This window comes from Pantoea sp. IMH, assembly GCF_000599885.1.
Classification (GTDB): domain Bacteria; phylum Pseudomonadota; class Gammaproteobacteria; order Enterobacterales; family Enterobacteriaceae; genus Erwinia.
The window spans coordinates 154863-172668 of the sequence record NZ_JFGT01000004.1 but is presented as its reverse complement, the minus strand read 5'-3'; the positions used below and the strand labels follow the sequence as shown (position 1 = coordinate 172668).

Annotated in this window: 17 protein-coding genes; 9 read left to right on the top strand and 8 right to left on the bottom strand. The window is 55.5% G+C overall.

Annotation, left to right across the window (positions count from 1 at the left end):
• The first annotated feature begins 15 nt into the window (after nucleotides 1–15).
• Entirely contained in the window at nucleotides 16–837 is an 822-nt protein-coding gene (gene cysE / locus EA20_RS0107240; RefSeq protein ID WP_024966187.1) for a serine O-acetyltransferase, read from the top strand.
• A 55-nt stretch (nucleotides 838–892) separates the two neighbouring features.
• Here cysE and trmL read toward each other — a convergent pair whose 3' ends face one another.
• The 3 genes from trmL to cpxR are packed head-to-tail and all read right to left on the bottom strand — an operon-like array spanning nucleotide 893 to nucleotide 3489.
• Nucleotides 893–1363: a tRNA (uridine(34)/cytosine(34)/5-carboxymethylaminomethyluridine(34)-2'-O)-methyltransferase TrmL gene (gene trmL / locus EA20_RS0107235; protein ID WP_024966186.1), complete on the bottom strand. Its 471-nt coding sequence runs from the start codon at nucleotides 1361–1363 to the stop codon at nucleotides 893–895.
• Nucleotides 1364–1417: 54 nt separating this feature from the next.
• Nucleotides 1418–2794 carry an envelope stress sensor histidine kinase CpxA gene (cpxA, locus tag EA20_RS0107230; protein WP_024966185.1) on the bottom strand — a complete coding sequence of 459 codons (1377 nt, stop codon included), beginning with the start codon at nucleotides 2792–2794 and terminating at the stop codon, nucleotides 1418–1420.
• A complete protein-coding gene (cpxR, locus tag EA20_RS0107225; protein WP_024966184.1) occupies nucleotides 2791–3489 on the bottom strand; it encodes an envelope stress response regulator transcription factor CpxR in 699 nt (232 codons plus the stop codon). The genes cpxA and cpxR overlap by 4 nt, the downstream gene beginning before the upstream one ends.
• A 151-nt stretch (nucleotides 3490–3640) precedes the next feature.
• On the opposite strand from cpxR, the gene cpxP reads away from it, so the two are divergent.
• The 5 genes from cpxP to EA20_RS0107200 all read left to right on the top strand — a co-directional run bounded on the left by cpxP (nucleotide 3641) and on the right by EA20_RS0107200 (nucleotide 8423).
• Nucleotides 3641–4150, top strand: a complete 510-nt coding sequence (gene cpxP, locus EA20_RS0107220; protein ID WP_024966183.1) for a cell-envelope stress modulator CpxP — start codon at nucleotides 3641–3643, stop codon at nucleotides 4148–4150.
• Between the two features lie 119 nt (nucleotides 4151–4269).
• Nucleotides 4270–5172: a CDF family cation-efflux transporter FieF gene (fieF, locus tag EA20_RS0107215; protein ID WP_024966182.1), complete on the top strand. Its 903-nt coding sequence runs from the start codon at nucleotides 4270–4272 to the stop codon at nucleotides 5170–5172.
• A gap of 208 nt (nucleotides 5173–5380) precedes the next feature.
• Entirely contained in the window at nucleotides 5381–6343 is a 963-nt protein-coding gene (gene pfkA / locus EA20_RS0107210; RefSeq protein WP_024966181.1) for a 6-phosphofructokinase, read from the top strand.
• Between the two features lie 143 nt (nucleotides 6344–6486).
• On the top strand, nucleotides 6487–7479 hold the full coding sequence (locus EA20_RS0107205) for a sulfate ABC transporter substrate-binding protein (RefSeq protein WP_024966180.1): 993 nt from the start codon (nucleotides 6487–6489) through the stop codon (nucleotides 7477–7479).
• A 182-nt stretch (nucleotides 7480–7661) separates the two neighbouring features.
• On the top strand, nucleotides 7662–8423 hold the full coding sequence (locus EA20_RS0107200; protein ID WP_024966179.1) for a CDP-diacylglycerol diphosphatase: 762 nt from the start codon (nucleotides 7662–7664) through the stop codon (nucleotides 8421–8423).
• Nucleotides 8424–8595: 172 nt separating this feature from the next.
• On the opposite strand, the gene yhjD is transcribed toward EA20_RS0107200, so the two are convergent.
• Nucleotides 8596–9600 carry an inner membrane protein YhjD gene (gene yhjD, locus EA20_RS0107195; RefSeq protein ID WP_024966178.1) on the bottom strand — a complete coding sequence of 335 codons (1005 nt, stop codon included), beginning with the start codon at nucleotides 9598–9600 and terminating at the stop codon, nucleotides 8596–8598.
• 58 nt (nucleotides 9601–9658) lie between these two features.
• The gene (locus tag EA20_RS0107190) at nucleotides 9659–10558 is read right to left on the bottom strand and encodes a LysR family transcriptional regulator (RefSeq protein WP_024966177.1); all 900 of its coding nucleotides are present in this window, start codon (nucleotides 10556–10558) and stop codon (nucleotides 9659–9661) included.
• Nucleotides 10559–10672: 114 nt separating this feature from the next.
• Here EA20_RS0107190 and EA20_RS0107185 point away from each other — a divergent pair, with 114 nt between their 5' ends.
• Complete coding sequence (locus EA20_RS0107185; protein WP_024966176.1) at nucleotides 10673–11431, top strand: SDR family NAD(P)-dependent oxidoreductase; 759 nt, start codon at nucleotides 10673–10675, stop codon at nucleotides 11429–11431.
• Between the two features lie 40 nt (nucleotides 11432–11471).
• On the opposite strand, the gene EA20_RS0107180 is transcribed toward EA20_RS0107185, so the two are convergent.
• Nucleotides 11472–12323: a PhzF family phenazine biosynthesis protein gene (locus tag EA20_RS0107180; RefSeq protein WP_024966175.1), complete on the bottom strand. Its 852-nt coding sequence runs from the start codon at nucleotides 12321–12323 to the stop codon at nucleotides 11472–11474.
• Nucleotides 12324–12367: 44 nt separating this feature from the next.
• Between EA20_RS0107180 and EA20_RS0107175 the strand changes: the two genes are divergently transcribed.
• Entirely contained in the window at nucleotides 12368–12991 is a 624-nt protein-coding gene (locus EA20_RS0107175; protein ID WP_024966174.1) for a glutathione S-transferase family protein, read from the top strand.
• Nucleotides 12992–12994: 3 nt separating this feature from the next.
• Here EA20_RS0107175 and EA20_RS0107170 read toward each other — a convergent pair whose 3' ends face one another.
• Nucleotides 12995–14452: a PLP-dependent aminotransferase family protein gene (locus tag EA20_RS0107170; protein ID WP_024966173.1), complete on the bottom strand. Its 1458-nt coding sequence runs from the start codon at nucleotides 14450–14452 to the stop codon at nucleotides 12995–12997.
• A 137-nt stretch (nucleotides 14453–14589) separates the two neighbouring features.
• Here EA20_RS0107170 and EA20_RS0107165 point away from each other — a divergent pair, with 137 nt between their 5' ends.
• Nucleotides 14590–15171 (top strand): LysE family translocator, encoded by a 582-nt coding sequence (locus EA20_RS0107165; RefSeq protein WP_024966172.1) that lies wholly within the window; start codon nucleotides 14590–14592, stop codon nucleotides 15169–15171.
• A 165-nt stretch (nucleotides 15172–15336) separates the two neighbouring features.
• Here EA20_RS0107165 and EA20_RS0107160 read toward each other — a convergent pair whose 3' ends face one another.
• Nucleotides 15337–17736 (bottom strand): phosphoketolase, encoded by a 2400-nt coding sequence (locus EA20_RS0107160; RefSeq protein WP_024966171.1) that lies wholly within the window; start codon nucleotides 17734–17736, stop codon nucleotides 15337–15339.
• Nucleotides 17737–17806: the final 70 nt, after the last annotated feature.

Sequence of the window (17806 nt, the reverse complement as noted above, 5' to 3'; positions counted from 1 at the left end):
GATGGGGAGAGAGTAATGCCTTGCATAGAGCCTGAAAAAGTCTGGGATTATATTAAAGCGGAAGCGCGGGCGCTGGCCGACTGCGAACCGATGCTGGCCAGCTTTTATCATGCCACGCTGTTAAAGCATGACGATCTCGGCAGCGCGCTGAGCTACATGTTAGCCAACAAGCTGGCAAACCCCATCATGCCCGCCATCGCTATCCGGGAGATTGTGCAGGACGCTTACCGGCTCGATCCCTCAATGATTCAGTCGGCGGCCTGCGATATTCAGGCCGTACGTCTGCGCGATCCGGCTATCGACAAATATTCCACGCCCCTGCTCTATCTGAAAGGCTTCCATGCGCTACAGGCGCACCGTATCGGTCACTGGCTTTGGAACGAAGGCCGCCGCGCGCTGGCCGTCTATCTGCAAAATGAGGTTTCCGTGTCGTTCGCCGTGGATATTCATCCCGCCGCGAAAATCGGACGGGGGATCATGCTGGACCACGCGACCGGGATTGTGATCGGCGAAACGGCAGTCGTTGAGGATGACGTTTCAATCCTGCAGTCCGTCACGTTGGGCGGTACGGGCAAAACCAGCGGCGATCGCCATCCTAAAATCCGTGAAGGGGTGATGATTGGCGCTGGCGCTAAAATTCTCGGTAATATTGAAGTGGGGCGAGGTGCGAAAATCGGCGCCGGCTCTGTGGTGCTTCAGCCCATTCCGCCCCATACCACTGCCGCCGGGGTTCCCGCGCGGATAGTGGGTAAACCCGGCAGCGACAAACCTTCCATGGAAATGGATCAGCATTTCAACGGCACGGTGCCCGGCTTTGAGTTCGGCGATGGGATCTGAGCGCGGAAACTGATGGCGCCGCGCGCCGCGCCTGCACCACGATTTTCCTGCCCGTTTATTTTATCTGTGCGCCCGCATAACCCAGCTGGCGCCACGCTTCATACACTACCACCGAAACCGCGTTCGACAGGTTCATGCTGCGGCTGTCAGGCTGCATAGGAATACGGATCTTCTGCTGTGCCGGCAACGCATTCAGGATCTCCGGCGGCAAGCCTCTGGTCTCCGGGCCGAAAAGCAGGTAATCACCCGCCTGGTAGCTTACCGCGCTGTGAGCCGGTGTACCTTTGGTGGTCAGCGCGAAGAGGCGCTGTGGTGCTTCTGCGGCGAGAAAGGCGGCATAATCCGCATGCCGCTGAACGGCGGTAAATTCATGGTAATCCAGACCTGCCCGCCGCAGACGCTTATCGTCCCAGGCGAAACCCATAGGCTCTATCAGATGGAGCCGGAAGCCGGTATTGGCGCAAAGGCGGATAATGTTGCCGGTATTTGGCGGGATTTCAGGTTCAAATAAAACAATATTCAGCATCGGCTTCAGCCCTCTGTTTCGAGGGCCGAAGCATAGCAAATTTACCGGCAGGGATCAGGTCTTGCTGGAGTAGAGAGGAAGCCAGAGCGTCAGGCGCAGACCGCCCAGCGGGCTGTCGTCAGCTTTCACCCAGCCACGATGTTGCTGGATCGCCGTTTCAACAATAGCCAGACCCAGGCCTGTGCCACCAGATTCGCGATCGCGGGCCTCATCGGTACGGTAGAACGGGCGGAAAATCTGCTCGCGATCCTCAGCGCTGATGCCCGGACCATCGTCGTCAACGTGCACGGTGATGCCCAGCTTGTCGACAGAAAAACTTACGCAGATTTTTGAATATGAGTAACGCAACGCGTTACGCACAACGTTTTCGAGCGCGCTTTCCAGCGCGCTGGGGTTGCCGTATAACGGCCAGGGGCCAGGTGGATAAGGTACTTCCAGCGACTTACCCATCTGCTCAGCTTCGAACCTGGCATCTTCCAGCACGCCGGTCCAGAGCTGGTTCGCCTTCATCGCTTCACTGACCAGCGCATTTTTATGCTGTGTGCGGGAAAGCACCAGCAGGTCATTGATCATGCCGTCGAGACGCTGTGCTTCCATCTCAATACGCTGCAGCTCCTTCGCCTCACCGTGGCGACGACGCATCAGCGCGGTGGCCAGCTGAAGCCGCGTCAGGGGCGTACGCAGCTCGTGTGAGATATCGGAAAGCAAACGTTGCTGCGCCGTCATCATGCGCTCAAGCGCGCTGACCATCTGATTAAAGCTGGAGCCGGCGGCCAGAAACTCCTGTGGCCCCGCTTCCAGTTCCGGACGCTGGCGGAGATTACCGGCCGCCACGTCGTCGGCCGCGTGTTTCAGCTTACGGGCAGGTTTCGCCAGGCTCCAGGCCAGCCACAGCAGCAGGGGAGAACTGATGAGCATGGTAACAATCAGCAGCAGCAGCGGGCGGTCAAACAGCAGGTTGATAAAATCTAACTGCGAGCTGCCAGCGGGACGGATCATATAGAGCTGATAGTTATCCTCACCGTCGTGCACGGAAAAAGGCCCCACCATCTCCACACGGCCATATTTCTTCTTCTGGGGGAAATCGGCGTTATCGGACTGGCCGATAAAATTACGGACAACCTGCATTTCATTGTGCTGCGCGCCGATCACCCGTCCTTCGCTGGTGACCAGCAAAAGGCGCTGGCCGGGAGGTGCCCATTTGTCGATGGCGCGAAACAGCCTGCGCCACCACATTAAATCGTTCGGCGGGTCCTGGATAAGCTCCGCCTCGACGTGTTGTTCGATCATGGTACCCTGCCGCTGCTCACTGTCGAGCAGCGGCGTTAACTGGCGCGTATCCAGCTTGGGCACCATTAACACCAGCATCAGCACCAGCGCCAGGGTCAGCCAGAAAATGGCAAAGATGCGGGTGGTCAGACTGGAAATCATGTTGCTGAAACCATCAAATAACCCCGGCCGCGCAGGGTTTTAAACCACGGATGGCCATCCTTGCGTTCAGGCAGTTTGCGGCGAAGATTGGAAATATGCATATCAATAGCGCGGTCAAAAGGCGTCAGGCGTTTGCCCAGCACTTCCTGACTCAGGTGTTCACGTGAGACAACTTGCCCCAGATGCTGGGCAAGCAGGTAGAGCAGGGTAAATTCCGTTCCGGTCAAATCGAGCGTCACATCGTCAAAACTGGCTTCCTGACGTCCGGGATTGAGACGGAGATGATCCACCTCAAGCGTTGGCGAACTGGTATCGTGCTGCTGTTGCTGTTCACTCCAGTTTGAACGGCGCAAAATAGCGCGTATGCGGGCCACCAGCTCGCGATCGTTAAAGGGCTTGGGCAGATAGTCATCAGCACCCAGCTCCAGCCCCAGAACGCGATCAAGCTCGCTTCCGCGGGCCGTCAGCATAATGACGGGTGTCTGATGCTGCTGACGCAGCTCTTTCAGGGTATCAATGCCGTTTTTCTTCGGCATCATTACATCAAGCAATAATAAATCGATCGTGTTATCCAGTAAGGCCAGCGCCTGCTCACCGTCGCCGGCGACCACCACGTCAAACCCTTCCATTTCCAGTAATTCTTTTAGCAGCGAAGTTAATTCGCGATCGTCGTCAACCAGCAAGATCTTATTCATTTTTATCGCCCTCCGCAGGCAAAATACCGTGAACGAATGCTGTCAATCCATGACTTTACGTAGTTTTACACCCCCTGACGCATGTTTGCAGGGGTCCCCGTAGACTGGCTCTCGTTGAATCGAAATGTGGAAACCAACCTGGGAGTAAACGATGCGCAAAGTTACCGCCGTCGTTGTGGTTCCGGCGCTGATGCTAAGTCTCTCCGCCGCTTGGGCTACAGATGTGATGACGATTGACGGGGTGCATCATGATAACGCAGCGCCACGCATTATGACGCAATTTCCGCAGTCTCACATGTTTGATGGCATCAAACTTTCGGAAGAGCAGCGTCGACAGATGCGGGATTTGATGCAGCAGGCGCGTCATGACCGTTCTCCCATAAGCTTGAATGATTTTGAGCAACTGCATGAACTGATCGTTGCAGATGAATTTGATGAAGCGGCCTACAAAGCGCAGCTGAACAGGATTACCCAGGCAGAAATGGCTTATCACGTTGAGATTGCCCGGGTAAGAAACCAGATGTACCACCTGTTAACGCCAGCCCAGCAGGACGTGCTGAAAGAGAAACACCGGCAGCGCATGAATGAAATGCGCGAGCTGACAAACATGCAACGGGCTTCATCGTTGCAGGCAGTGAGTAGTACCGGCAGTAACCAGTAACATAGTATCCCTGTTTTTCCTTGCCATAGACACCATCCCTGTCTTCCCCGCCATGATGGCGGGGTTTTTTTTGTCTGAGATCCAGTATACTTACGCCACTAACCTGAACGGAGTGTGGCATGGATAAACACTACGCGCGCCTGGTCAATTCGGCGGCGCTGGCGGCGACTTGCCTTGCTTCGCTGTTGTTACTGGTAAAGATTTTCGCCTGGTGGTACACCGGCTCGGTCAGCCTGCTGGCGGGGCTGGTTGATTCGCTGGTCGATATTGCTGCCTCCCTGACCAATCTTTTTGTGGTTCGCTATTCCCTTCAGCCTGCTGACGACGAACATACTTTTGGACACGGCAAAGCCGAGTCTCTCGCCGCGCTGGCGCAGAGTATGTTTATTTCCGGTTCCGCGCTGTTTCTCTTCCTGACCGGGTTACAACATCTCGCCTCGCCCGCGGAAATGCGTGCGCCGCTGGTCGGCATTGTCGTTACGCTGATTGCTCTGTTCGCCACGCTGATTCTGGTCGCCTTCCAGCGCTGGGTTGTACGCAAAACCCACAGCCTGGCAATTCGTGCCGATATGCTTCACTATCAGTCCGACGTCATTATGAACGGCGCTATTTTGCTGGCGCTGGCGCTAAGCTGGTATGGTTTCAGGCGGGCGGATGCATTATTCGCGCTGGGTATCGGCGTCTGGATCCTCTACAACGCGCTGCGGATGGGTTATGAAGCCGTGCAGGCGCTGCTGGACCGGGCGCTGCCGGATGAAGAACAGCAGGCCATCGTGGCGATCGCATCGGGCTGGCCTGGCGTGTACGGCGCGCACGATATTCGTACCAGACAATCGGGTCCAACACGCTTTATTCAGCTGCATCTGGAGATGGACGATAATTTCCCGCTTTGTCAGGCGCACAGTCTCGCAGAGCAGGTCGAAAAAGCCCTGCTGAACAGGTTTCCGGGTTCCGATATCATCATTCACCTGGATCCCTGTGCTGCAACGATCTCTCAGCCTGAACAGAAGGCTGGGTTATAATGGTAAATGAATTAAAAGGTTAGCGTTTTCAGGAACGAAAACGGCATACTGAGCGGAAAAAATAGCCGAATGATGCCTGACCTGAATCAATTCAGCTCACAGGCTTTGATATACTATTGCCATCATTAGTCGGTAAGCTCGCCCTCATGCGTCGAACCTCCCCGGCGTCCAGAATTCATAATTTGCATCAACATGTTCAGAGGTTGTCATGATTAAAAAAATCGGTGTACTGACAAGTGGCGGCGACGCGCCGGGTATGAACGCAGCCATCAGAGGCGTGGTCCGGGCGGCGTTGAGCGAAGGGCTGGAAGTGTGTGGCATCTATGATGGCTACCTTGGCCTGTATGAAGATCGTATGGTCAACCTGGACCGCTACAGCGTATCCGACATGATTAATCGCGGCGGCACTTTCCTGGGTTCAGCGCGTTTTCCGGAGTTCCGTGAAGAGTCCGTGCGCGCCGCAGCGATTGAAAATATGAAAAAGCGCGGCATTGACGCGCTGGTGGTCATCGGTGGAGACGGTTCCTACATGGGGGCCAAGCGCCTGACCGAAATGGGCTTTCCGTGCATTGGCCTGCCGGGCACCATTGATAACGACGTGGCGGGTACCGACTACACCATCGGTTATTTTACCGCCCTGGAAACCGTGGTCGAAGCTATCGACCGGCTGCGCGATACTTCTTCATCCCATCAGCGTATTTCCATCGTTGAAGTGATGGGGCGCTACTGTGGTGATTTGACGCTGGCAGCGGCGATAGCGGGTGGTTGCGAATTCATCGTGCTGCCGGAAATCCCTTATACGCGTGAAGAGCTGGTCGCAGAGATTAAAGCGGGCATCGAAAAAGGGAAAAAACACGCGATTGTGGCCATCACCGAACATATCTGTGATATCGACGATCTGGCGAAGTACATTGAGTCTGAAACCCATCGTGAAACCCGCGCCACGGTGCTGGGCCATATCCAGCGTGGTGGCGCACCGGTTGCCTATGACCGTATCCTTGCTTCCCGCATGGGCGCTTACTCTATCGAACTGCTGCTCCAGGGCTACGGCGGTCGCTGTGTGGGTATCCAGAATGAGAAAATGGTTCATCACGATATCATTGACGCCATCGAAAATATGAAGCGCCCTTTCAAAGGCGACTGGCTGGAAACGGCGAAAAAGCTGTACTAACCATTTCGGGGCGCTGTTATCACAGCGCCTTTTTTCTGCCCTGTTATATTCCTGTAGGTTATTAAGGAATTTTTTTTATTCTTTAATTCGCTGTGCTCTTTGTGTCACGCTCCCTCCAACGCAATTTTTAAGGAGAGCAGGCGATGAAAAAGTGGCAGGCAGGATTGACGCTATTACTGGTTTCTACCAGCGTTCTGGCGAAGGACATTCAGCTACTGAATGTCTCTTACGACCCTACTCGTGAACTTTACGAGCAGTACAATAAAGCGTTCAGCACGCATTATAAGCAGGAAACCGGGGATAACGTGGTGATCCGCCAGTCACATGGCGGCTCCGGTAAGCAGGCCACTTCGGTGATTAACGGGATCCGTGCCGATGTGGTTACGCTGGCGCTGGCCTCAGATGTCGATGCCATTGCCGGGCGCGGACGTATCGATAAACAGTGGATAACGCGTCTTCCGCATAATTCGGCACCTTACACCTCCACCATCGTTTTCCTGGTCCGCAAAGGCAATCCGAAGCAGATCCATGACTGGCAGGACCTCATCAAGCCGGGTGTTTCCGTCATTACGCCGAATCCCAAAACATCCGGCGGTGCGCGCTGGAATTATCTGGCTGCCTGGGGCTGGGCGCTGGATCAAAATCAGGGCGATAACGCTAAGGCTCTCGCCTATATCAAAGCGTTATTCAAAAACGTCGAAGTCCAGGACTCCGGCGCGCGGGGCGCGACAAACACTTTTGTTGAACGTGGTATTGGCGATGTGCTGCTCGCCTGGGAAAACGAAGCCTATCTGGCGGTCAACAAGCTGGGGAAAGATCAGTTTGAAATCGTCACCCCAGGCGAATCTATCCTGGCTGAACCCACCGTTTCGCTGGTGGATAAAGTGGTGGACGATCGTGGCACCCGTCAAGTGGCCGATGAATATTTAAAATACCTTTACTCACCGGAAGGACAGGAAATTGCTGCCCAAAACTATTATCGTCCCCGCGATGCGGCCGTATTGAAAAAGTATGCGGATAAGTTTGCGCCGGTAAAACTCTTCTCCATTGACGATCCGAAGTTCGGCGGCTGGGCAGCGGCACAAAAAACCCATTTCGCCGATGGCGGCACCTACGACCAGGCAATGAAACGCTAGTCTCTCTGCGGGTCAGCTGAACCTGCAACAGGCCCTGCTGCCGGTTACAGTGTCGAAATTTGGGATAATTCATGAAAATGGCATGAGCAGAGGTAAAAAGGCGGGCTTCTGCGCTGATTTAGCATGATCTTCATCTTTGCTTCGTTTACATTATGCGCAAATGATGACCTGAGGTTGAGATTATGCAGGGACGAAGGCGGATCCTGATTACGGTAGCACTGGCGGGCCTTATTGTGACCGGTTGTGGCTCGGTGGCGCTCGATTATAAACAGCGATCTGACGCGTTATGGAATATCGTCAGTGAGAAGTGTGTGCCTAACCAGCTTCATCACAACGACCCCACGCCCTGTCGAATGGTGGATCTGCATAACGGCTATGTGGTGCTGAAAGATCGCAACGGCCCGCTACAGTACTTGCTGCTGCCGGTTGAGAAAATTACCGGTATTGAAAGCCCTGAGCTCCTCAATCCTTATACCTCTAACTTTGTCGCTGAAGCCTGGCGTGCCCGCCATTTCATGGCGCAGCGGTGGGGCAGAAAGATCAACGACAGCGCTGTTGCACTTAGCGTGAACTCGCAAACGGGCAGAACGCAAAATCAGCTGCATATTCATATCTCCTGCCTGAGGGCCGATATCCGTCAGCGGCTGGACGGTCTGGACAGCTCCTTGAGCGCCGAATGGCAGTCGGTAGAGTTAGGCGATAATGTCTATCAAGTCAGGGCGGTTACCCGTGACGAAATCAAACGCATGAGTCCTTTTGTGCGCATCGCTAACGAACTGCCAGGCGCGCGGGATGAGATGGGAAAATATAGCTTCGCCGTAGCGGCCCTATCTAATGACCGCCGCGCGTTGATGGTCGTAAAGCGCAATTTGCTCCTGCTTAACCCGGCGTCGGCAGAGGAGCTTCAGGATCACCGCTGTCAGTTACTCAACGCCGCCTCTTAACTTTTCCGACAATGCCCGCTGGCCGTGCTACGCCCCTTATCTGGCTGGGATAAAGCATGGGCTGTCTTAACAATCGACAATTTCTTCACCCTGGCGTCTCCCTCACTCACCGGGCAGGCAAAAAGTCTGCTGTCAGGAGGGGCAAACGCGCTGCCCCTCCTGAGATCAACGATCACGACCTTGTGTGACCCGCTTCGATAGGTTTATCGTCTTTATACTTCGCTGTCGCGATCCAGGCAGCACAAAACAGCGTCAGGCGGGCGAAGAAGTAGAAAAAGGCCATCAGCCCAAGCACTGAGCCGAAAGCGGCACCAGACGGTGAAGAAGCCAGCTTCGGCAGCGTCAGAGTCATAATAAACTTAATCACTTCAAAGCCGATCGCCGCCAGTAACGTACCGCGCAACAGCGCTTTTTTACGTGGCTTATGGCGCGGAAGTATCCAGAAAATCCACAAAAAAAGCAGATAGTTAGCAAAGATTGAGATCGAAAGGGCTATCAGCGTCATGGCGGGCCGCAGCCACTCGATTCCTTCCAGACCCAGCGCACGAACGATAGCCGCCTGTGCCGCGCCCGCAATGGAGGTCAGCGAAAGCGTCACGATCAGCGCCAGCACCAGACCCATCAGCGAGATAAGGTCACGGGTATATTTAAAGTAGATCTTCTCCTGATCCTGCTTGTTACGCTCCCAGACGTCGCGAAACTGGGCCCGTATCGCTTCCCGCAGGTTGCCCATCCAGCTTATGCCTGAATAGAGCGCAATAGCTAAACCGGTCAGGCCCACGGTGGTACGCTGCTCAATAGCTGTGTTAACAGTATTTTTCAGCGTGTTTGCCAGCGTCGGATCGCTGATGTTGTTGACGATCTTATTGATCAGTTCAGTCAGCAAATCCTGATTCGACGCCAGCAAAAAGCCTACACCTGCAAACGAAACCATCAGGATTGGGATCAGAGACAGAAACGAAAAATAGGTAATGGCCGCGCCAAACTGGCTTCCCAGGCGATCGGTGAAGCGTTCGCCGGCCCGGATAAAGTGAGCAACGGTATGGATAGACTGAAACCAGCTGATAAAACGTGACACTCGCGTGATCGATTTATCAACGGTAGCGTTTCCGGTCTTGAAATTAATCAGCGGTTTTTCTTCATCACGCTGGCTTTCTGCTGGTTGGTTTTCCTTCATGAACCCTTCTTGTCAGTTCCCTGGTGAATATTGGCATGGCTAAGATTATAGCCGCTGCTCAGGCAACGTAGCCTCTCAGTGCTTGCGTCAGCCATTCCATAAACACATGTACGCGGCGTGCCAGGTTACGGCGGTGGGGATAAAGTAACGATACCGGCAGCGGCCCGGCCCGGAAATGTGGCAGGATTTCGACCAGTTTTTTTTCGCTGAGGGCCGCCTTCACCCCGATTTCCGGCACCTGAATAATTCCCAGACCCGCCAGACAGGCCGCACGATAAGATGCCGTACTGTTAACCGTTAATGCGCCGCCGGTTTTGAGAGTATGGTATTTTTTCCCGTCAAAAAACGCAAAGCCAGGCGTTTGTGTGCCCAGTTGCTGACCATAATGCACCATCGCATGGTGAGAGAGATCGTCCAGCGATTGCGGCGTACCAAAACGTTCAATATAGCCGGGACTGGCGCAGTTAATCTGCCTCAGTTGCCCCAGCGGCCGCGCTATCAGTCCCGAATCTTCCAGTGCGCCTATGCGGACAACGCAGTCAAACCCTTCACGTATCACATCGACCCGCCTGTCGCTGCTGCTCAGTTCCAGTTCAATGCCGGGATACTGCTGAAGAAAAGCAGGGAGCTGGGGAATAATATAATCACTGGCAAGATTGACCGGCATATCCACACGCAGACGCCCGCTCAGCGTTGCCGGCTCATGCTGAAACAGCGATTCCATCTCCTCCAGCGTGGCCAGAACGTCACGACAGCGCTCAAAGTAGATTTGTCCGTCTTGAGTAAGCTGTACCCGGCGGGTGGTGCGCTGAAGTAGCCGGGTGCCTAATGCATTTTCCAGTGCCTGAATCTGACGGGAAAGGCTGCCTTTCGGCAGGCCCAGGTCATCGGCAGCCTGCGTAAAACTTGTCAGCTCAGCCACCCTGATAAAAACCCGCATCGCGTGAATTTTATCCATTAATTCGCCCATTGTTGTTAGTAATGAAACAGTGAAGCGTCTGCAAGGCAGTTTATAGCCCGGAGTGAAGGTAATATGCTTTTTTTGTCTACAGATAACCAGAGGCAAAGAAAAATGAACTCGAAAATTGCGGTGATCACCGGCGGTAGCAGAGGATTAGGTGAAAATGCGGCGTTAAAACTAGCAAAGGAAGGGGTTGGTATCATTCTGACATGGCGAAGCCAGCAGCAGGAAGCGCTGGCGGTTGTGAGGCGAATTGAGGCGACTGGCACCCGTGCCGTGGCGCTGCAACTGGATGTTGCTGACAGCAGTGGTTTTGCGGAATTTGCTGACGCGGTAAAAAAACAGCTCAGTACAATCTGGCAACGCGACACCTTTGATTATTTAGTAAACAATGCAGGCACGGCGCTTCACGCCAGTTTTATGGAGACAACGGAAGCGCAGTTTGATGAGATGGTCAATATCCATTTCAGGGGGCCGTTTTTTCTGACCCAAACGCTGCTGCCGCTGATGGCTGACGGCGGACGGATACTGAATATTTCCAGCGGCCTGGCCCGCTTCAGCCTGCCCGGTTCCAGTGCTTACGCAGCGGTAAAAGGGGCGATGGAAGTGCTGACCCGCTATCAGGCGAAAGAGCTTGGCGCACGGGGTATTAGCGTCAATATTCTGGCGCCGGGGGCAATTGAAACGGATTTCAGCGGCGGCAGGGTACGCGATAACCCGGAAATTAACGCTTTCATTGCTTCACAGACGGCACTGGGCCGGGCAGGCAAGCCGGATGACATTGGCGATGCGATCGCGCAGATCCTCAGCGATCGCAGCGGCTGGATCAACGGCCAGCGTATTGAAGCTTCTGGCGGAATGTTCCTGTAGCCTGACGCAAAGGGCACCTGGCCGGGTGCCCTTTAGGCTATCAGAGCCGCAGCGTGCCCTCAATCACCGTCAGCGTTTGGCCGCCGATCCAGAGGCCGTCAGCCGCGTAGGTGACGCTCAGCCGGCCCGCACGCGCAATTGCCGTTCCCTGACGAACGCGGTAGTCCAGCTCCACGCCCTGAGCCTGAAAATAGCGGGCAAGGCAGGCATTGGCGCTGCCGGTAACCGGATCTTCCACCAGCGAGCCCCGCTCAGTCAGCAGGCCGCGCACTTCGTAGCGTTCAGCAACACCATCCAGCGGGCCGAAGGGCATCACCCCATCCACTCTGGCCTTGCGCATCAGGCGTTCAAACTCCACCACGTCAGGGTTAATCGCCAGCACGGCGTCGGCTGACTTCATCGGCACCAGCAGCCAGCGGATTCCCATGTCAGCCACGGTGACCGGCAGTTGCGTTTCGATCGCTTCACTGTTCAGTGCGGCGCTGATCGGGGCATCGCTGAATTCGGTCAGTACGGCTTCCGGTGCCGCAAAAGCCAGTGCGCCATCGTCAAAGCGTTTTACCGTTACCAGACCAAGCCCACACTCCTGCACAATTTGCCCTGGTGTTTTAAGCGCGATGCCGCTTTCAAGCAGGGCGTGAGCCGTGCCGAGCGTCGGATGTCCCGCAAAAGGGAACTCGGTATCAGGCGTGAAGATCCTTACCCGATAGTCCGCCTGTGGGTTTTCGGGCGGCAGAACAAAGGTCGTTTCTGACAAGTTAGTCCAGCGGGCGATCGCCTTCATCTGCTCATCTGAGAGGCCTGCACCCTCCATAATCACGGCAAGTGGGTTGCCGCCGAGGGGGGAAGAGGTAAACACATCAACCTGTTTAAAAGCGCGTAACTGCGTCATAGTTAAAGCCCTTCTGAAAATATTTGTTTGAGGGTAACAATATCATGTTGAAAATACTGGGACGCGCCTCGTCAATTAACGTCAGAAAAGTGCTCTGGGCCTGCGATGAGCTGAATATCGCCTTTGAGCGCGAAGAGTGGGGCGAAGGGTTCCAGTCGCCTCAGGCGGCGGCGTTTAAAAAACTCAACCCCAACGCAATGATCCCTGTTATCCGGGAAGACGATTTTGTGCTGTGGGAATCCAACACCATTATTCGTTATCTGGCCAATGCTCATCAGGGAAACTGGCTCTATCCGTTCAATCCCCGTGAGCGGGCGCGTGTCGATCAGTGGATCGACTGGCAGGCGACCGAACTTAACACCGCCTGGCGCTATGCGTTTATGTCGCTGGTCCGGCATTCTCCGGCCCATCAGGATCCCCGCCTGCTGGCAGCAGCCTGTAAAGGCTGGTCGTATACGATGAGTATCCTTAACCGGCAGCTGGAAAGTACCGGGGCTTACGTTGCCGGCAGCGCATTTTCTCTGGCGGATATTCCCATTGGCCTGTCGGTAAACCGCTGGTATGAAACGCCGCTGGAGCATGCTGATCTGCCTGCCGTACGGGCCTACTATGAACGGCTGACCCTGCGTAAAGGCTATGCCGCCTGGGGAAGAAACGGCACGCCCTGACGCTTATGTCATGCCCGCGGCTATGCCACTCATTTCACAGGCCAGCGCGCCGGTGCGCTTCAGTGCATAGGTATAACGTTCGTCAAAGGGGTAGCAGCAGGAGAGCCGAAGCGCACTGCGGCAGCGATCGCTGAGCGTGTATAGCGCGCCCGGCGTCAGGCAGATCTTCTCCAGAAGCAAACGGTGAAACAGCGCAACGCTGTCAACGTCTCCCGGTAGCTCTACCCAGAAAACAAAGCCGCCGCTGGGCAGCGTGGCGCGGGTACCCCTGGGAAAATGGCGGGCAATAATGCCACGCGCTTCGTCAAGCTGTGCCGCATAGCGGCGGCGAAGCGAGCGAAGGTGATGATCGTAGCCGCCGGAAGCCAGAAAGTGGCCAATCGTTTCTGAAAGCAGCCGTGATTCGGCCAGAGAAGAGACCGCTTTCAGCCTCGCCAGGCTTTCACTAAAACGCCCCGCTGCCATCCAGCCGATGTGAAAGTCCGGCGTCAGGGTTTTGGTAAAGCTGGTGCAGTAAATTACCCATCCTTCCCGATCGAAAGCTTTAACGGCGGGGGAGAGCGGCCAGCAAAACTGGAGCTCGCCATACAGGCCATCCTCAAGCAGGGGGACCTGATAATGGTTAACCAGTTTCGCCAGCCGTTTTTTATCCTCCAGCTTCATACTGAAGCCCATCGGGTTCTGCACGGTTGGCATGGCGATGATGGCCTGTAGTCGCTGCTCCTGTAACAGCAGCTCCAGGGCGTCCAGCGACATGCCGTGCTCTGGATCGGTCGGGATTTCAATAATGCTCAGGCCCAGGCTGGCCAGCAGCGGGAAAAGATAAAAGTAAGTAGGCGTCTCCAGCCCGACGCAGTCGCCGGGACGGGTCACGGCGCGCAGGGCCAGCTGGAGCGCTTCCATACAGCCATGCGTCAGCGTGATCTCCTCAGCCCTCAGCGTCATTCCGAGATCCATTGCGCGCCGGGCCACCTCCCGGCGCAGACGCTCGCTGCCAGGCGGAAGCGCGTAACGGCCCGTCAGTGCGGGTTCTTTTCGCAGCAGAGACGCCATGATTCGGTTGATTTTTGCCGTCGGGAAAAAATCACTGTTCTGCGGGCAAGCCAGGGAGATATTGGTGTAGTCCGGATGATTCTGCGCAGCAAAAACGGCATCGATCAAATCCAGTTTCTCACTTCCTGGCGAGCGTACTTTCGCACCATGTTCCTTATGCGCCTTCACCGATGGCAGTACGCCCCGCACATAATACCCCGACTGGGGACGGGCTTCGATCAGGCCACGGTCTTCCAGTATGCGATAGGCTGACAGTACGGTATTCACGCTGACCTGGTGATTACTGGCACAGCGGCGGATGGCCGGCAGGCGACTGCCAGGCGGAAATGTGCCGCAGTGGATGGCGGCGGCCAGCGTTTCCGCCAACTGGTGGTAAAGCGTGTTTTCAGGAGCGTCAATGATGGACACAATGGCCTCGCCTGGTGATGGGTACAGTAGAGAAATAGTTATGATTGTACCCATAACAATAGCTTTCTTCTGAATCTGTTACCATCAGGTTTTCGCGCTTAGGATGGTGTTCTCTTTCAATGACAGGACATCTGACGATGCTTGACCCCTCATTTTTCAGTTATGTAACCGTAATGTCGATAACGCCAGGACCCAATAACTTAATGCTGGCCACGTCAGGCGTGAATTTTGGAATGCGCAGAACGCTGCCGATGTTAATGGGAATTATGGTGGGCTGTGCCATCCAGACAGCCATCGCCGGGATGTTGCTGGAGGTTCTGTTACAGTGGGTGAGTGCTGTCAGAATACCGCTTACCTTACTGGGCTGCGGCTACCTGATCTGGCTCTCCTGGAAAATCTTTCGCGCCGGCGCGCCGGAACTGCAGGAGAAAGCACGCCCTATGACCCTGGCAGGCGGGGCGCTGTTCCAGGCCGTCAACCCAAAGGCCTGGCTGATGGCGACGAACGTGGCGCTGATGTACACCGCTGATAGCGGCATTCTGGTGGTAATGGTAGGTTTTATGGTGCTTAATCTGCCCTGTATTCTGATATGGGCCGCGCTGGGTGACCGGCTGGGCCGGCATTTGCAGGAGGCATGGAAGCTGCGTTTATTCAATACAGTGATGGCGCTCTCTCTGGTCGTCACCACGCTCTGGATGCTGACTGAGGCATTAGGGTAAGGCTGAAACGGGCGGCCTCAGGCCGCCTGAGATCATTGTCAAAGTGCCGGGAACAAACCCTGCCACCTGAAGATGTAACGCATCGTCCCTTACAGAACCGCTCGCGCCCTTACCGGCGCGGGCGGTTTTACTTCCAGTTCCTGTCCGCTGGCTTTGCTGTCAGCGTTACTCCGGCGCGTCACCTTCGCTCGCCTGCGATGGCCACTTCCAGTTCTGCACTTCAGGCAGGTCTTCGCCGTTTTCCCGGACGTAGGCATGGTGAGCCGCCAGTTTTTCTTCCAGCACATCCAGCACGTCGGCTGCGGTTTCCTGCAGGCCGGGTACCCGCAAAATCGCTTCCTGAGCGAGATGGTAGCGATCCAGCTCATTTAGCACGGTCATATCAAACGGCGTGGTGGTGGTGCCTTCCTCATTGAAGCCGCGCACATGGAAATTTGCATGATTAGTGCGCTGATAGGTCAGCCGGTGGATCAGCGTTGGGTAGCCGTGGAAGGCAAAGATAACCGGCTTATCCTGCGTGAATATTGCGTCAAATTTCTCTTCACTCAGCCCGTGAGGATGCTGATCTGCAGTTTGCAACGCCAGCAGGTCAACAACGTTAACTACGCGGACGCTCAGCGCTGGCAGCAACTGATGCAGCAAATCTACCGCTGCGAGCGTCTCCATCGTGGGCACGTCTCCCGCACAGGCCATCACCACGTCGGGAGGCATTCCCGGTTGCTCATTACCGGCCCAGGGCCAGATACCCATCCCGGTTTCGCAGTGCTTAATGGCCTCATCCATACTCAGCCACTGCGGCTCGGGCTGCTTACCGGCGATAATCACATTGATACGGTTCCAGGTCCGCAAACAGTGATCGCCCACCCACAGCAGCGTATTCGCATCGGGGGGCAGATAAATGCGCACAATATCAGCTTTCTTATTGGCAACATGATCGATAAAGCCGGGATCCTGATGGCTGTACCCATTGTGATCCTGACGCCAGACATGGGAGGAAAGCAGATAGTTCAGTGATGAAATGGGCTCGCGCCATGGCAGATCGCGCGTCACCTTCAGCCATTTCGCATGCTGGTTAAACATGGAGTCGATAATGTGGATAAAAGCTTCATAGCAGGTAAAAAGGCCGTGTCTGCCGGTCAGCAGATAGCCTTCGAGCCAGCCCTGACACTGATGTTCGCTGAGGATTTCCATCACTCTGCCGTCGGGCGCCAGCTGTTCATCATAAGAACGGATCGCTTCCATCCAGGTACGGCTGGTAACGTCAAACACTTTACTCAGGCGGTTGGAGGCGGTTTCATCCGGACCGAACAGGCGGAAATTGTCAGGGTTCTGGCTGAAAATGGCGCTGAGATAGCTGGCAAGGACTGCCGTTGATTGCTCCTGCGTGTCGCCGGGGTTTTTCACCTCCACGGCAAACTGACGAATGTCCGGAACGTTCAGTTCCTTACGCAGTCGTCCGCCATTAGCATAAGGGCTGGCGCCCATCCGCTTATCGCCTTGTGGTGCCAGCGCCTTCAGCTCGGGTTGCAGCCTGCCCGCCTCATCAAAGAGATCTTCAGGACGATAGCTTTTCAGCCAGTTTTCGAGAATGCGGCGGTGTTCTTCGTTCTCGCGGCATGCGGATACCGGCACCTGATGCGCGCGCCAGAACCCCTCCACTTTTTTACCATCAACCGTTTTGGGACCGGTCCAGCCTTTCGGGCTGCGCAACACGATCATTGGCCAGCGCGGCACGCTGCTGTTCGCCTCACCACGCCTGGCTTCCTGCTGGAAATGACGGATGCGGTCAAAGGCTTTATCCAGCACTTCCGCCATCTGCCGGTGCATGAGCTGCGGATCTTCACCTTCCACAAATAAAGGTTCGTAACCGTACCCGCTAAAGAGCTGCTGCAAATCACTGTTGCTGGCACGACCGAGCAGCGTTGGATTGGCAATCTTATAGCCGTTGAGGTGCAGTATGGGCAGGACAGCGCCATCGCGTGCCGCATTCAGGAATTTTGTGCCGTGCCAGCTGGCGGCCAGCGGGCCGGTTTCAGCTTCGCCATCGCCGATCACGCAGGGTACGATCAGATCCGGATGATCGAAGGCGGCACCAAAAGCGTGCACCAGCGAGTAACCCAGTTCGCCGCCTTCATGGATAGAGCCCGGTGTTTCCGGAGCGGCATGGCTGGGAATGCCGCCGGGGAAAGAGAACTGCTTAAATAATTTCTGCATACCCTCCGCATCTTCGCTGATGGGGGGATAAATTTCACTGTAGCTACCTTCAAGCCAGGTATTCGCCACCATGCCCGGTCCGCCATGGCCTGGCCCACAGATATAGAGCAGATTCAGGTCGCGCTGGCGGATAATGCGGTTGAGATGGGCATAGATAAAATTCAGGCCGGGGGTGGTGCCCCAGTGGCCGAGCAGGCGCGGTTTGATATGTTCAGGCTGCAGAGGCTGACGCAGCAGAGGGTTATCCATTAGGTAGATTTGGCCAACGGAAAGGTAGTTGGCGGCACGCCAGTAGCGGTCAATCAGGGCGAGTTCCTGGTCGGAAAGTGGTGGTGACAAAGTCGTGTCCATCGTGCTCCTCCTCAGAAGTAAAGTCTGATAAAAGCATAGACGTCAGAGGGCGTTGTGCAGGAAAAGCGCG

Bases quoted from the DNA above. Each gene is read 5' to 3' on its own strand.
- EA20_RS0107205 (WP_024966180.1), top strand. From the start codon at position 6,487: ATGAAAAAGTGGCAGGCAGGATTGACGCTATTACTGGTTTCTACCAGC.
- yhjD (WP_024966178.1), bottom strand. From the start codon at position 9,600: ATGAAGGAAAACCAACCAGCAGAAAGCCAGCGTGATGAAGAAAAACCG.
- cpxA (WP_024966185.1), bottom strand. From the start codon at position 2,794: ATGATTTCCAGTCTGACCACCCGCATCTTTGCCATTTTCTGGCTGACC.
- EA20_RS0107160 (WP_024966171.1), bottom strand. From the start codon at position 17,736: ATGGACACGACTTTGTCACCACCACTTTCCGACCAGGAACTCGCCCTG.
- EA20_RS0107185 (WP_024966176.1), top strand. From the start codon at position 10,673: ATGAACTCGAAAATTGCGGTGATCACCGGCGGTAGCAGAGGATTAGGT.
- cysE (WP_024966187.1), top strand. From the start codon at position 16: ATGCCTTGCATAGAGCCTGAAAAAGTCTGGGATTATATTAAAGCGGAA.
- trmL (WP_024966186.1), bottom strand. From the start codon at position 1,363: ATGCTGAATATTGTTTTATTTGAACCTGAAATCCCGCCAAATACCGGC.
- EA20_RS0107175 (WP_024966174.1), top strand. From the start codon at position 12,368: ATGTTGAAAATACTGGGACGCGCCTCGTCAATTAACGTCAGAAAAGTG.
- fieF (WP_024966182.1), top strand. From the start codon at position 4,270: ATGGATAAACACTACGCGCGCCTGGTCAATTCGGCGGCGCTGGCGGCG.
- pfkA (WP_024966181.1), top strand. From the start codon at position 5,381: ATGATTAAAAAAATCGGTGTACTGACAAGTGGCGGCGACGCGCCGGGT.
- EA20_RS0107165 (WP_024966172.1), top strand. From the start codon at position 14,590: ATGCTTGACCCCTCATTTTTCAGTTATGTAACCGTAATGTCGATAACG.
- cpxP (WP_024966183.1), top strand. From the start codon at position 3,641: ATGCGCAAAGTTACCGCCGTCGTTGTGGTTCCGGCGCTGATGCTAAGT.
- EA20_RS0107190 (WP_024966177.1), bottom strand. From the start codon at position 10,558: ATGGATAAAATTCACGCGATGCGGGTTTTTATCAGGGTGGCTGAGCTG.
- cpxR (WP_024966184.1), bottom strand. From the start codon at position 3,489: ATGAATAAGATCTTGCTGGTTGACGACGATCGCGAATTAACTTCGCTG.
- EA20_RS0107200 (WP_024966179.1), top strand. From the start codon at position 7,662: ATGCAGGGACGAAGGCGGATCCTGATTACGGTAGCACTGGCGGGCCTT.
- EA20_RS0107180 (WP_024966175.1), bottom strand. From the start codon at position 12,323: ATGACGCAGTTACGCGCTTTTAAACAGGTTGATGTGTTTACCTCTTCC.